The following is a 14,714-nucleotide window of genomic DNA, read 5'->3' on the forward strand; positions in this document are numbered from 1 at the left end:
CAGTGTCTCGATCAGATCTCGCCCTTCTCCTCCGTCACCGCGCCTTTGACCGCGCTGGACGAATCGGGAATCTTCGCCGACGGGTATTTGTAAGACGCGTAGCGCACCACCAGAATTGCAAACGCCAGCAGCAGAATGCCGCCACACAGGTAGATGATGCCGATGTCCGGCGGGTTGTGGTGGGACACGTCGGAAATCAGTAGGCGGGTCAGTGCAGTGATCGCAACGTAGATCAGGAAGCGCACGGGCATGTGGTTGGTCTTGAAATAAATCCCGGTCATCGCCCCCAGCTCCAGGTAGATGAACAGCAGCAGGATGTCATCGACCGTGACGTTGCCTTTCTCGACCATACCCAGGAATGCAACCACTGACGCCCAGGCAGTGATCGCGCCAATCGCGAACAGCGCCAGAAAGTGAAAGCTCTCGACGCAGAGATTACCCAGTGACTCGGCCTGGCCGTGCACGCGGTGTCTTATCTTTACTGCCCATTTGTTTCCCATGACGCTCTACCTCTGAATCTTCGTTTATGCCGACCGGATGATGCCGGGTACTCGTGACACCTTTGTGGCCTGCTTTTTAAAGCAGGAACAGGGCCATAGGCTATGGTTGAGAGCGCGACGGGTTGTCGCAAGGCACATTTGCGGCGCAAAAAAAGATGCTTAAACGCCACTATTCAGAGAGGGGTTGATTGGTGCAGCCTTTTTACTGTATAAAAACACAGCAATCAAGAAATCACCTTCAACGCCGATGCGTCGGAGAGCGGCCTTCATGCAGACCCTCATTTGGATATGCATGCAGCGCCCCGCTAAACCTGACCGGCATGCTGGTCTTGCAGGATCACTGCTTTTGCATACCCGCTGGTCAGAGCGTGAAGCGCTGAACGTCCGGGTCTAGCCCCTTTCAACACTGGATAACACGACGAGGCCAAAATGGCTGTTGAAACCCTTTACCGCAGCACCCGCGATCTGGAGACTACTTTCGTGGACCGTAAACTCGCCGATGCGCACGATCAAATGCTCGAGCTGGCCGAGCTTCTCACCGACGTCCTGATCAAGAACGTGCCGGGCATCTCGGAGAAGCATGCAGAGGATGCGAGTATCTACATGGCGAAAAATCGCGCCGTCTTTGCCGCCGCCTTCAAAAACAACGCGACTGCACTCAGTGAGCTGTCGGAGCCTGCCGAGTCAGAAGGCTGATTGCGTTCTGCACCGCGACCCCCTCATTCGGAGGGGTTCGCTAATCATTCTCATTTAATAACTGGGCAACTGTCCGCATTGCTGCTACAACTCAATAGTGCAGCTCACTTAACTTTAGCGGTATGTAAGCTATTCCTTAACATCTCGTTCACCTGCAGCGCATCACACTCGATACAAAAGCAAAGTTCCACACTGTCATTATATCAGCGCCATTTTTGTGAACCCCTTCGCTTTTCCTGTCATTAATCAGGCGTCAGTATTCTGCTGTAGTGATGCACGCCACAGCACGGCGATTTTTGTTGGAACTTTTTGCCATCATGGCGACTTTCAGCACATTAGCGTCCTTTGAAAACAGCCTGACCGACGCTATCATGCGCCCGCAACCCCCCCCCGTATTCATTGGGCAAAACGGATTTTTCAAAAGTTATAACCCTGAACTGACCATCCTGAAAAACCAAAGTTCCTGAAAACTATTACTTTGAAAAATAGCTAATAAAACATTTTGCTTTATTATTTTGTTCTGCTAATAATCCCGACAATTCCGGGTAACGAGGCACATTGCTACATCACATTGAAGTGAATATCGAGCTATGCACTCCGATCTTCCCCGCCCGAGAAACTCATTAACTCGCCAGCTGGCCACGCTGCTCTCAGCCTGGCTTTGCTATTGCGCGGCGCGCTCAAAGCGCGGGAGGAAATAATGGCTGGTCAGCAACCCAGGATGAAGGTCCTTTCCATATTCGGCACTCGCCCAGAGGCCATCAAGATGGCTCCGTTGGTCAGAGCACTGGCCGCAGAGCCGGGTATCGATTCGAGAATCTGCATCACCGGGCAGCATCAGAGCATGCTGCAACAGGTGCTGGACATGTTTGAGCTCAAAGCCGATTACAGCCTTGATGTGATGCGCCCCGATCAGACGCTGAATTCCCTGACCGCGGCGCTTTACGCGGCTATCGATCCGATTCTGGACGAGATGAAACCGGACAAGGTGCTGGTTCATGGCGACACAACCTCAGCAATGGTGGCGGCCATGTCGGCTTTTCATCGCCGCATCCCCATCGGCCACGTCGAAGCCGGTTTGCGCACCGGTGACATCCGTCAGCCATGGCCTGAAGAGATGAACCGCCGCTGCATCGATCTGATTTCCGATCATCTGTTTGCACCGACGGCCGAGTCGCGCCGCAACGTGCTGGGCGAGCGCCTGCAAGGTATCTCGTTCGTGACCGGTAATACCGTGATCGACGCCCTGCACCTGACCGCTCAGCGGATCGACAGCAACCGCCAGCTGCGCCACGCACTGGATCGCCAGTTTTCCTTCCTGGTGCCTGAACGCAGGGTGTTGGTGGTGACCGGGCATCGGCGCGAGAATTTTGGCGACGGCTTCCTGAACATCTGCAGGGCGCTGGGCGAACTGGCCCGACGCGACGACATACAAATCGTCTACCCGGTGCACTTGAACCCCAACGTACTGGGGCCGGTCACCGAGCATCTGGGCGATTTGCCCAACGTGCACCTGATCAAGCCTCTGGATTACCTGTCGTTCGTGCGCCTGATGCAACGCGCCCACGTCATCCTTACCGACTCCGGCGGCGTGCAGGAAGAAGCGCCGTCGCTGGGCAAGCCGGTGCTGGTCATGCGCGATGTCACCGAGCGTCCCGAGGCAGTCGCCGCGGGTACCGTACGCTTGGTGGGCACCGAGACCGACGCGATCATTCGTGGCGTGAACGCCCTGTTTGATGACGACGCCCTGTGGCAGAGAGCCTCCCATGCCGCCAACCCTTACGGCGACGGCAAGGCCAGTGCGCGCATCGTCGATGCCCTGATGGGTCGTCCGGTGGATGAATTTGTCGCCGAGCTGCCGCGTTATCGCACCGACCCGGTCGATGTGCAGCTCGACACGCTGATCCAGCCTCAACTTCAACACCAGCATGCCCAGATGCGCTCGATGGCAAGTTAGCGAAAACACGCGCAGGTAGCGCAAACGAATACCAAACATATCCGCAGGAAGCAGTCCGCAAACGATACGGGCACCCGGTTCAGACCGAGTGCCCGAAAAACGTTGTAGCAGACCGGCAGCCTGTATCAAGACCCAATGGCCTTGAGCCTTTACCGAGATCTGCACAATGAAATCTTCCGTTGCCGTAAACATGGGCACGCTGAACGTCCTTGCCTGCGGGATGAGCCTGCTGGCTCTGATGCCAGCGTTTGCCCTGGCTGCCGAAAGCCCGTTGACCCAGGCGATCAACCGAATCACCGCCGACAGTCGTCAGGAGCGAGTGATCGAGCTGAGGGAGCTGGGCATTGATCGCCCGATCATTCTCAATGCCACTGATGCGCGCCGTGAACTTTACCTGCCAGTGCCCGCCAATGTGCCGCTGACGGATGCGACGCTGAATTTTGACGCCAGCTATCTGAATGGCGAAGCAGGCCGCAACACGCTGCTACTGTCGCTGGACGGTTATCCGGTGCGCGCGCTGGGCCTCAACGAAGAACAGGGTAATGCCAGCGCCGTACTGGGCGTCGACAAGGCAGCCCGGGAAAGCGGCTCGGTGCGCCTGGGCATTGCCTGGTCCTCTGTGATCTCGAAAGTGCTCTGCGAAGACGAACGCGCCATCGGCAATGTGCTGCGCATCGATCCGCACACGCGCCTGACTTACGGCTATGACGCCAGCCAGTTGCAGGATGTGGGTGCAGCGTGGAACGCGCTGCCCGGCAAACCTGGCCTGTTGGTCGCACCCGGCACCTTGTCGAGCGCCAGCTACGACGCCGCCTGGCGTCTGGGCGTAGCGCTGGAACGCATCGGTAAACAGGCACGCATCCTGCCGTTTCCTGCCGTGCAGGACAGCGTGGACCTGAGCGGCCTGAATATTCCGGCAGAACTCAAGCAGATTCCGGCGTTTGCAGGGCTCGAAGGCAAGGGCCAATACACCCTGCGCGACCCGGCGGAAATCGGTGCATTGTTGATGCTTGGCCAGACACCTGCGTTGCAGGCCGACCTGGCGATCAGCGATCCACAGCTGCTCAAGGCAATCGACGACGCCATGGACGCTCTCCAGGCGCAGGTGCAGGGTCTGGATGCTTCGGCGGCCAGCGCACTGAGCCAGTGGCGCGAACGTCATATCAAGCAACCGCTCGCCAATAGCACCGAGGACGTGAGTCTGGCCCTGCTGGGCAATCGCGCGCTGCTGATGATCAAGCCGGAGTCGGCGAACAAGGCCATCGGCCTGTTCAGTTCGGCGTGGAACAAACTGGCGCGCAATCGTCAGCTGACCATTGGCGAAGAAGCCGCGATGCCGCTCAGCGAAGACGGTCGCGTTGCGCTGACGCGCCTGGGCGGCAAGCCCGGCACGGTGGATGTGCTGGCTAAAACCGACTGGAGCGCCTCGTTCCCGCTGGGCAGCGTGGCCTATGACGGGCGCGTACCGGTAACTGCGATGATTGATGTCGCTGCGGCCCCCGGTGCATCCGGAACGCCACCGGTTGCGACGCTGTTTCTCAATGACTACCTGATTGGTGCGATGCAACTGACTGCCGATGGCAAGAAAGAGCGCATCGAAGCAAGAATTCCGCAATATGCACTGGCAGCGCAGAACACCTTGCGCGTCTCGTTCCAGCGTCAGCCGGTCAGCAACCAGTGCCTGGAGACGCCGCAGGCGTTCCCGATCTCGGTATTGCCGACCAGCCATGTGGTGCTGGACAAGATCACTCCCGACGAAAACTTCTCGGGCATGGCGGCACGCTTCGCTACGGACACCCAGATAATGGTGCCCAAGGCCTATCTCGAGCGCCCGGCCAGCAGCCTGCCTCAAGTGATCCGCGTCGCCAGCGCTTCCGGTGTCTCGCCGTTGCGTGCGCAACTCAGCGTCAGCGATGACGCCAGCGTAGCCGTGACGCCCGCCAAAGCGTTTCTGGCGTTCGAACTGCCAGTCAAGGATGGCGCCGAGTCGGTCAAGGCCAGCAACGACGGCCATCTGCTGATCAATCACAAAGAGCAGACGCTGCTCGACCTCAAATCCCTCAACCACCTGGCCTCGCTGCAAGTGATCGACGCGGGCGGCCAGCACGGTATGGTCTATCGCACGCTTGGTGGTCAGGCCCCGGTTTTCGAGCGCCCGCTGCTGCTGGAGCGCGGCAACGCCACGCTGCTGGCTGACAACGGCCCGATCGCCACCTTTGACGCCAAGGACCCGACCGGCAGCCAGATGATCGAGGACGAGCAAAGCACTGGCCTCGACGCCTGGCGCAAACCATCGCTGCTGTGGCTGATTCCGGCTGGCATCGTACTCTTTCTCATCCTGTTGCTGGCTGGCCGTAGCGCCCGTCGCAATCGCTCGTAACGGGCCGCCGCAATGACGTCGCTCTATTGGCCTTACTGGCTGGCCCATTACTACAGCGTGCTGGAAGTCGCGACGATCGTTGTCGGGCTGATTATCCTGGTATCGAGTATCGATGACCTGTTCATCGATATCTGGTACTGGGCCAGACGGCTTTACCGCAAGTTCACCGCCGAACGTCGCTACCGGCCACTGACTGCCGAGCAGTTGATTGCCCGCGACGAGCAGCCGCTGGCGATCATGGTCCCGGCCTGGCTGGAATACGACGTCATCGCGCCGATGATCGAAAATATGGTATCGACGCTCGATTACCAGAACTACGTAGTGTTCGTCGGCACCTACATCAACGACCAGCGCACCATCGATGAAGTGGAGCGCATGCGTCGTCGTTACAAGCAATTGCACCGCGTGGAGGTGCCGCACGCCGGCCCGACCTGCAAGGCCGACTGCCTGAACTGGGTCATACAGGCGATTTTTCTGTATGAGAAAACCCACGCTGTACAGTTTGCCGGGACCATCCTGCACGACAGCGAAGATGTACTGCACCCGCTTGAACTGCGCCTGTTCAATTACCTGCTGCCACGCAAGGACATGATCCAGTTACCGGTCGTGTCGCTGGAACGCAACTGGTACGAATGGGTGGCCGGCACCTACATGGACGAGTTTGCCGAATGGCACGGCAAGGATCTGGTGGTACGCGAAAGCATGACTGACACCGTGCCTTCGGCGGGCGTCGGCACCTGCTTCTCGCGACGTGCACTGATGGTGCTGGCCGATGAAAACCAGAACCAGCCCTTCAATACCGAAAGCCTGACCGAAGACTACGATGTAGGCGCTCGGCTGGCGAAATACGGCATGCAGGCGATCTTTGTGCGCTTCCCTGTGCAATTTCGGGTGTTGCGCAAATCGTGGTTCCGCAAGCCGTATGAGTCGACGCTGGAAATGCCGCTGTGTGTGCGTGAATTTTTCCCGGACACCTTCCGTACCGCCTTTCGCCAGAAAGCGCGCTGGACTCTGGGCATCGGCCTGCAGGGCTGGGAGCAAATGGGCTGGACCGGGTCGCTGGCCAACCGTTACCTGCTGTTTCGGGACCGCAAGGGCGTAGTGACTTCGTTCGTCAGCATCCTCGCTTACTTTATCCTCATTCAATTGCTGGCGTTGATTGTGCTGCGTTCCAGCGGACTGTGGAACACCAGCTTTCCGACCCCGTTTGAAACCACAGGTCTGATTCAGTACCTGCTGGTGGCCAACGGCATTGCGTTGCTATGGCGAATCCTGCACCGCTGCTACTTCACTACCGTGCTTTACGGCTGGCAGCACGGTTTGCTGTCGATACCGCGCATGGTGGTCGGCAACTTCGTCAACTTCATGGCTGCAGCGCGCGCCTGGCGGATGTTTCTGGTGGGCAAGGTGCTCAACCGCAAGCTGGTCTGGGACAAGACCATGCATGACTTTCCGTCTTCCGACCTGATTGCCGTAGCGCCACGCCGCCTAGGTAGCGTGCTGCTGTCCTGGCAAGCCATCAACGACGAAAAACTGCAGACCGCACTGGCTGAGCAACAGACCCGTCAGTTGCCGCTGGGCAGGATTTTGCTTAGCCACGGCTGGCTCGACGATGAAACCCTGGCTGAGGCCATCGCTTTTCAGAACGACCTGCCACGGGTATTCGACATTGCCGGCAAACGTGCGACAAACGATGTGCTGGCCGATGAGTTCTGCCTGCGCTGGCGTGTTGTGCCGTTGCAAATGAATGCGCTGGGTCGCCAGGAAATTGCCGTGGCCAGCCCGCTGCCGCCTGACGGTCTGCAACAGATTACCGAGCAACTGGGTGCCGAGCCGGTGCAGTTGATTGCCCGTGAAAGCGACATCGTCGCGCAGTTGCGTCAGCTTCAGGTGGTCGAGGGTCAGCCGCTTCCAGCCAGAGCGCCACTGCTCGGCGATCTGCTGATCGAGCAAGGCCTGCTGGACCGCGAAGTGTTCCAGAAAGCCATGCTCGGCTACCGCCCGCATGTGCATGGCCGGATCGGCGATTACCTGGTCGACATCGGCGTGCTGTCCAGAGAAACCATCGAACAGGCTGTGGCACGTCAGCACAACCATTACCGATCTGACGATCAAACGGAGCAGCCACTATGAAGCGCCCCTTCATCCTGTCGCTGCTGGTGAGCGGCCTGGGTCTTGTTGCACCGCTCAGCCAGGCGGAAACACTGCCCTTGCCGTTGACCGGACCCGCCTATGCCATCGCCAACGAAGCCTACATGGCCTACAACCGCAAGGACTACGACCTGGCCATCGCCAAGGCGCGCGAAGCGTTGCGTCAGCGTGCGGATGCCGATCAGTTGCGTGATCTGATTGCCCTGGCAGAACGTGACAAATACCGCCGCGATCACCCGGCCCGCTTCCCCAAGGCGCGCCCCAAGCTTGGCTACCTGGAAGGCAATCAGGCGCTGCGCGCCTACGCCAACCGCGACTACGACGGCTCGGCCAGTCATGCACGCAAGGCCATTGCCCAGGCACCTAAGAATCTCGATTACCGCATGATGCTGATCGAGGCACTGCAACGTCAGCAGCGTCTGGACGAAGCACAGCTGGCCATCAACGATGCAGAGCAGGCAGTCGGCCCGCAGCCGGTTTTGACTCGTCGTCGGCAAGCGATTCAGGAACAGGCAGCAGTCGATAAGGCAGCCTCGGGTTATAAGGCACTGGCACGCGGAGATAACGACACCGCTGTCAGCGAGGCGCGGGAGGCTGTTCGCAGTTTTCCGAAACAGATGGCTTACCGAAAGCTGCTGGTCAGCGCCCTGATTGCCCAGGGGCAATATGCCGAAGCGCGCTCTGCGGCTACCGAAGCACTGGCGCTCAATGGCAACGACGCCACCCTGCTCGTCCAGCGCGGACAAATGCGTCAACGCCTGGGCGATCAGGACGGTGCGCGTCAGGACTTCGCTCAGGCACTCGCCGTGGGTAATCTGCCCCTGCGCGAGCAAGCTTCCTTGTACGCAGCGATGGGCCAGCCGAGCGAGGCGCTGCAACGTCTGCAGAAAGCTCGCGATGCGGGCGAACTGCAACCCGGCGATGAAGTGCAGATTGCCTATTTCCTCAGCCAGGCGGGCGACGATCGTGGCGCGCTGGACGAGTTCAAACGGGTCGACCGCAGCTCCGGACTCAAGCCGCGTGAAGTTCAGGACGCAGCCTACAGCGCCATGCGTACGCCGGACGATGCACAGGCCATCGCCTACTTCAAGCGCGTGCTCGATTATCAAAAGGCCGGTGATTTGCAGATGCCCGCGCAACAGGTGTTCGACACCCGACGCGCCGTCTCCGACCTGTCCCGTGAATGGGGTTTGACCAACACCACGACGTATCGCGGTGCCAGCACCAGCAGCGGCAGCGGCCTGAACAGCGCACCGAGCAGCAACACTGACAGTGTGCAGAACAGCACCGAAGTGTTCTGGCGCCCATTGGGCTACCGCAATGCACGCTTCGTCGAGCTTTACGGACGCGTCACCGACACGCTGTGGAGCAAGGAAGGCGACTCTGACACAGGCGCGGATGCATTGCAGGGAGCGCTGGGGATCAGGGTCAAGCCGTTCAGCTCAGTCAACGTCATCGGTGCCTTTGAGCGCACCTTTCCGTTGGGCAATTCCAACGCCGATGGCGACTGGCTGGTACGTCTGGGCTACGGCTCCAGCATCGGTACTGACTTGCGTGTCGACGTGCCCAGTTGGTGGACCTCGCAGCTGTATGCTGAAGGTGGGCGTTATTTGCAGGACAAGCGCAACTATTTCAACAGTGAATGGCAGGTCGGACGCAGCTTTCGTCTGGACAGCATCAGCCCCAGGCTGGTGGTGTTTCCACATATGGTCGCCGCAGTGGACTACGATTCAAAGATGCGTAGCGAAGTCGACAGCCTGGGCCGCAGCAGTACGTCATCCGGTAACGCTGGCGGGCTGGGTGTTGGTACCGGCGTACGCTACTGGTTTCGCGAGGACACGTACAAGGCGCCACAGTCGTATGTCGACTTCTCGGTGCAATACCGCGAGAAAGTCTTTGGCGACGACCGCGCAGAAGGTGTGTTCGCACGTATGACATTCTCGTGGTGACAATCACGAGTCATCCATCAGGGAGTAATGTTTGAAGGCTTTGGCCGCACTGCTACGACAGACAATATTGATCAAGACCTCGCTGGCAGCCGCCCTGGTAGGTGCGCTGACCCTCGCCTCCAGCGAGCTGTATCAACTGATACAGCCCAACGGGCCGGGAATTGTCGGCATCGTCTGGCAACCGGATAACGCAACGGTGGGCATAAGCGGCAATTGGGACAAACTCGGCGCACGGCAATTGCTTGTGCAGTGGACGGCGGTCGATGACCAGTCGTTCATACCAGGTACTCAGATGACCAACGTGCCGGTGCTGCCGGACTGGGCGCGGATCGCCAAGGAGCCTTGGGCGCAGGAGGTGATTCTCGGGCTGGCGGGGTACTTCAGCGAAAACCGCTCACGGGACAATATCGAACAGTTGGCGGTGCTTTCGGCACAGCTGGCCAAAGTGAAAACGCCGCTCAATGTCACCGGCTGGTACTTCCCGGCCGAGGTCGACCCCAGCTGGAGTCGTGCCAAGGAATTACCCGCGCTGCTGGCGAAGCTGCCCAGGCCGTTATGGATCAGCGTCTACGATGGTGCCAACATCGGCCCCGCCGCCACTGCGGACTGGCTGAAAACCTGGCTGCCGGACGATATCGGCGTGTTCTTTCAGGACGGTGTGGGTGTCTATGCGCGCACCGCTCCGGTTGCCCGAACCTACGCAGACGCGTTACGTAAACGGCTGGGCAAAAATCGCGTCAGAATCATCGTCGAAGCGTTTCGCCCGCAAGTGGGTGGAGGTTTCCGACCGGCGACGGCTGCCGAACTGAAACCGCAAATAGCGGCTTTCGATGGCTATCCGCTGTACCTGTTCGACGGTCCGCACTATGTGACGCCCGACTTGATAAAAGCCCTGAACAAGTAGAAACAACTGGCGCTGGACGAAATTCCCGCGCGGGGCTACAAAGAGTCTTCCTACTGGATTTTCAGTTGCACGGAGCGGTCGATGACTCCACGTCAGCATTGCCTGGCCTGTCTGCAACAGACACCGCCCTCGGTGTTTGAAGCAGCGCTATGGGTGTCGAGCGAGCATGACGCACACTTTGCCCGGCATGCGGTGATCAGTGACATGGACCAGTTACAGCGCCAGATCGACGCTGCGCTGCCGGTCCTGCCTGCCCCCGAACTCGCGCAACCGCTTTTGCGACAACTCAATGCACTGGGTTTTCAGCAAGATGACTGGAACCCGCCCAAACCCGACTCGGCGCTGCTGCACAAGGTTGTGCAGCAGCGTCGCGGTCAGCCATTGGGGCTGGCACTGATCGCGCTGGAGATAGCAAGGCGGCTGGAGATTGCACTGGAGGGCGTGAACTTTCCAGGCCACTTTCTGCTGCGTGTGCCAGGTGCCGATCATTTGCTCGACCCTTGCAGCGGGCGCAGGCTTTACCCCAGAGACTGCCGCGAGCTGTTGATCCGGCAATTCGGCCCGACCATGCAATTGCGCGCCGAACACATGACACGCGCCACACCCACCAGCATGCTGCAGCGATTATCGCGTAACCTGCGGCATCTGCATCAGATCAACGATGATTTTCTCGCTGCGCTCAAAGACGCCGACCGCATCGTCGAACTGGGCCAGGCTACCAGCGGAGATCACCTGGCCCGTGCCAGCCTGTATCAACTCCTTGAATGCCCGCAGGCCGAACGTTTCGACCTGGAACGCGCGCTGTTGCTCAGCGAAGACCCACTGCAACGAATCGAGCTTGCCGAGCGCCTGAGTCGGTTGCCAGCGAACCACAGCGTTCATTGAGCCACTGGCACACTCCCCGCGAATTGTTACCTGCCGGGTAATGCTGCATATCCTGTACGGGGATTTTTCAGAACAGTGATGGAGGGTAACCTGCGCCCGTTAAATCGACGTGGATTTGCAAGCTCCCTTGATCCTGCGTTTTGTTTGGCCGCTGCGTGGCTATCCATGCAGCGGCCTTTTTTATTGCCAGACGTTTTAGTATCAAGACACCCTCACGCTTTGGCGTTTGGTGTTTTTTTGACCAGCCCCTTGTTTTCCATATCCTTGATCTTGCGCATCTCGTAACTGTCGCCAGACTCGGCAAACGTTTGAAGATTCTGCATGATATGAATCGTGCGAATGTAATCAGGCAATAACACTTTGGCGTATGGGTCTCCGCTCATTGCCTTTTCTTTCATTTCAATGATCCGATTGGCAAAGAACTCCAGCGCATTGATTTCCTTGCTCGGGTCGACCAGCTTGCCTTTCTTGTCGAACTCATCGCCCGCTCGACTCATGAGTTCGGCCGTATGATTGTCGATCATCCCGAACTTGTACAAGATCATTCCTGCCCTGTTGAGATCCTTGGGCGTAATCTGTTCGGGGTTGAAACCCTTGAACAGTGGCTTCATCCTGCGTTTTTCCATCGCCAGCGAGTTGAGCGCAACGGCGTTCTCACCGACCTCCTGCAACACTTGACTGACCTGCGCTGCGGCCTTCTTGAGCTTGAGTCTTTCAGGCGGCGCAGCAACAGTGACCGGTGGCAGGTCACCCCACATTGTTCTTCCCACGTGATACTCCCTATATGAATGTGTTCAAACTTCATATCGGAGTAAAAGCTGCTTAATGAATAGTTGTACAGAAATCCATACCAAACCTACAAAGCCAAAAGACAGTTCTTACAGAACACGGTAAAAATTCCGATAAATAATTAACCAGTTATAAAGTCGTGCACCAAACAGAGACTTCTTTTCCAAAGCCGCCGCATATCTCAGAACCTGCTTAATTAGCGTATTTTTGCAGATTGGCCATCATTTCTTTCAACGCCTCGATATTGTCGGCGGGGTGCGCGGCTTGATCGAAATCAGCAATCGTCTGCCATTGTGCAGCAACGTCCTCCGGGCTGAAGCCCGCCTGTGGGTCGAAGCATGCTCCCTGACTGCGCTCCCAACGGACCTTGCCGATCCAGCCGCCGCCCACTTCAAACAGATCGCCACTGTCCTGACACTGTTCGCTGCCCAGATACACCACCAACGGGCTGATCAGTTCAGGTTTGAGCAGCTCGAATACGTTGGCAGGAATAAGCCCCTCGGTCATGCGCGTGCCCCCGGTCGGGGCTATGGCGTTGACGAAAATCCGGTGCTTGCGGCCTTCCAGCGCGAGGGTGCGAGTCAGTCCGTAAAGCCCGAGCTTGGCGGTTGCGTAATTGGATTGGCCGAAATTGCCATAGATGCCGGATGTCGATGAAGTGAAAATCACCCGCCCGTAGTTCTGCTCACGCAGGTATGGCCAGGCGGCATGTGTGACCTTATAGGCGCCCTCGACATGGACGCGGTAAACCAGGTCCCAGTCGGCGTCCTCCATTTTGGCGAAGGTCTTGTCGCGCAGGATGCCAGCGTTGTTGACCAGCACATCTATGCGACCGAAGGCATCGAGCGCGTGTTGCACTATGCGCCCGCCGTCGGTCACCGAGTCATGGTTGGCCACAGCGGTGCCACCGGCTTCACGAATCTCGGCTACAACGCGATCAGCAGCAGAAGCACTGGCCCCTTCGCCATGGGCAGAGCCACCCAGGTCGTTGACCACCACCCGCGCGCCGTGCTTTGCAAACAGCAGCGCATGAGCCCTTCCCAGCCCGCCTCCTGCGCCAGTCACAATGACGACTTTATCTTCAAAACGCACCGACTCACTCATCGCAGGCTCCAGGATCAAAAGAAACGTTGCGATGAGTGTCGTCCAGGCACCTGCCAGTCACAATCAACACGCGCAGTGCTGAATCATGCTCAATAAAGCAGCGGGATGATTTCAGCCTAAGTGCTTGATGAACGCTGCCAGCCAAGGCTCGGCGTCGGTTTCCGGGGTCACGCTTTCACTTCCGTCCAGACGCAGCATGTCCTGCACTTCATTCACACCCAGTTCAGCGAACAATTCACGCATCTGCTCGCCGCCTGCACAGAAGGTGTCGCCGTAGCTGGCATCACCCAATGCGATCACACCACCCGGCAAGCCACGCAGTTGGCCAGGCAAAAGATCACGAAGCTCTGAATAGAGAGGCATGAGGTTGTCGGGCAGCTCCCCCATCCCGGTGGTCGACGTCACCGCAAGGATGGCCTGAGGCTCGAAAGCCAACACATCAGGCAACGCGAGCCTAGGGTTGACGAGTGTTTCGTGACCAGCGGCACGCAACAGTGCAGAGGCGTGTCTGGCAACTTCTTCGGCCGATCCGTAAACCGTTCCACACACGATGGCAACTTTCATGGCTATTCCTGCAGCAGCTGAAAAAAAGTGAAACATTATGCCCTAGAATGCCATCTGAATTTTCTACGGACCCTTTTGCCTTTGGCCGGCACGGAAAAAGCACAGCCAAGTTGAAACATTAAAATGGAAAAATATGATGAGCGGTCCGAACAACTTGCGGAATCAATGGTCTTTGTTCTCAATAACCGGTCAGACCGAGCTTTCCGCCAATGCAACCTGATTCTCTCCTCACACAGGCTGAACTGGATTTTATCCAGAGCATGCAGCGCAATCCGAAGCTGAACGTGCGCGACAGCACGCGTAGCCTTCTGGTCAATGGCGGGGTTCAGATTCAGGATCTGCTGACACGTCTGGCTGCTCACGAGCAGGTCACGATCCATGCGCAGTTCGAAAACCAGCAGATGAATTTCCCTCTGCATCTGGTCGAGGACGAATTCCATGCGCTGCATCTGGAACTGGGCGCACCGAGTATTTTCGAGGAAGGCCCGAAGATTCGCCCCTGGCGGCTCGTGCTTGAAGAGCCAATCCCGCTTGAGACCGAAAAGGGTGCATTGACGGCGCTCTGGGTTCACGAGCTGTCGTTCAAGGGGGTGCTGCTTGAGTACCGCAAGGAAGGCAAGCTGCCGAGAAACTTTTCCGCCTGGTTCAACCCGCCAGGTCAGGCCCCTATTCCAATGCGCGGCAAGCTGGAGCGAATGACCGAACACAGTTTCGGTGCCTATCACTTCAGCAAGCATGGCAAGGACGACGCCGAGCGCTTGCGTCAGTACATCCTCCAAGAGCATCGCCGCAAGCACCCTTCCCTGCACAAGTAATCAGCCAACACCGCAAAGCT

13 protein-coding genes are annotated in these 14,714 nt (G+C 58.2%); 9 read left to right on the top strand and 4 right to left on the bottom strand.

What is annotated here, in order from left to right:
• Window positions 1–11: 11 nt before the first annotated feature.
• On the bottom strand, window positions 12–500 hold the full coding sequence (locus tag LJU29_RS21675) for a phosphate-starvation-inducible protein PsiE (protein WP_002552228.1): 489 nt from the start codon (window positions 498–500) through the stop codon (window positions 12–14).
• Window positions 501–929: 429 nt separating this feature from the next.
• On the opposite strand from LJU29_RS21675, the gene LJU29_RS21680 reads away from it, so the two are divergent.
• The 8 genes from LJU29_RS21680 to LJU29_RS21715 all read left to right on the top strand — a co-directional run bounded on the left by LJU29_RS21680 (window position 930) and on the right by LJU29_RS21715 (window position 11,422).
• The gene (locus LJU29_RS21680; protein ID WP_005615333.1) at window positions 930–1,196 is read left to right on the top strand and encodes a YebG family protein; all 267 of its coding nucleotides are present in this window, start codon (window positions 930–932) and stop codon (window positions 1,194–1,196) included.
• 299 nt (window positions 1,197–1,495) lie between these two features.
• Entirely contained in the window at window positions 1,496–1,663 is a 168-nt protein-coding gene (locus tag LJU29_RS21685; RefSeq protein WP_257111184.1) for a hypothetical protein, read from the top strand.
• Between the two features lie 233 nt (window positions 1,664–1,896).
• Window positions 1,897–3,153: a non-hydrolyzing UDP-N-acetylglucosamine 2-epimerase gene (wecB, locus tag LJU29_RS21690; RefSeq protein WP_257111185.1), complete on the top strand. Its 1,257-nt coding sequence runs from the start codon at window positions 1,897–1,899 to the stop codon at window positions 3,151–3,153.
• A 166-nt stretch (window positions 3,154–3,319) separates the two neighbouring features.
• Window positions 3,320–5,533 carry a cellulose biosynthesis cyclic di-GMP-binding regulatory protein BcsB gene (locus LJU29_RS21695; RefSeq protein ID WP_257111186.1) on the top strand — a complete coding sequence of 738 codons (2,214 nt, stop codon included), beginning with the start codon at window positions 3,320–3,322 and terminating at the stop codon, window positions 5,531–5,533.
• 12 nt (window positions 5,534–5,545) lie between these two features.
• Window positions 5,546–7,666 carry a glycosyl transferase family protein gene (locus LJU29_RS21700; RefSeq protein ID WP_010202078.1) on the top strand — a complete coding sequence of 707 codons (2,121 nt, stop codon included), beginning with the start codon at window positions 5,546–5,548 and terminating at the stop codon, window positions 7,664–7,666.
• Window positions 7,663–9,633: an NfrA family protein gene (locus LJU29_RS21705; RefSeq protein WP_057423395.1), complete on the top strand. Its 1,971-nt coding sequence runs from the start codon at window positions 7,663–7,665 to the stop codon at window positions 9,631–9,633. Before LJU29_RS21700 ends, LJU29_RS21705 begins: the two co-directional genes overlap by 4 nt.
• A 31-nt stretch (window positions 9,634–9,664) precedes the next feature.
• A complete protein-coding gene (locus LJU29_RS21710) occupies window positions 9,665–10,537 on the top strand; it encodes an alpha-amylase family protein (RefSeq protein WP_057404666.1) in 873 nt (290 codons plus the stop codon).
• Window positions 10,538–10,618: 81 nt separating this feature from the next.
• On the top strand, window positions 10,619–11,422 hold the full coding sequence (locus tag LJU29_RS21715; RefSeq protein ID WP_005752961.1) for a SirB1 family protein: 804 nt from the start codon (window positions 10,619–10,621) through the stop codon (window positions 11,420–11,422).
• Between the two features lie 212 nt (window positions 11,423–11,634).
• Here LJU29_RS21715 and LJU29_RS21720 read toward each other — a convergent pair whose 3' ends face one another.
• The 3 genes from LJU29_RS21720 to LJU29_RS21730 form a co-directional block, all read right to left on the bottom strand.
• Window positions 11,635–12,180: a hypothetical protein gene (locus tag LJU29_RS21720; RefSeq protein ID WP_004658362.1), complete on the bottom strand. Its 546-nt coding sequence runs from the start codon at window positions 12,178–12,180 to the stop codon at window positions 11,635–11,637.
• Between the two features lie 223 nt (window positions 12,181–12,403).
• Window positions 12,404–13,315, bottom strand: coding sequence for an SDR family oxidoreductase (locus LJU29_RS21725; protein WP_054996778.1), 912 nt, complete (start codon window positions 13,313–13,315; stop codon window positions 12,404–12,406).
• A gap of 111 nt (window positions 13,316–13,426) precedes the next feature.
• Complete coding sequence (locus LJU29_RS21730; protein WP_002552219.1) at window positions 13,427–13,879, bottom strand: flavodoxin; 453 nt, start codon at window positions 13,877–13,879, stop codon at window positions 13,427–13,429.
• Between the two features lie 209 nt (window positions 13,880–14,088).
• Here LJU29_RS21730 and LJU29_RS21735 point away from each other — a divergent pair, with 209 nt between their 5' ends.
• Window positions 14,089–14,694, top strand: a complete 606-nt coding sequence (locus tag LJU29_RS21735; protein ID WP_002552218.1) for a hypothetical protein — start codon at window positions 14,089–14,091, stop codon at window positions 14,692–14,694.
• Window positions 14,695–14,714 lie beyond the last annotated feature (20 nt).

This window comes from Pseudomonas ficuserectae (assembly GCF_024584585.1).
GTDB lineage: Bacteria > Pseudomonadota > Gammaproteobacteria > Pseudomonadales > Pseudomonadaceae > Aquipseudomonas > Aquipseudomonas amygdali.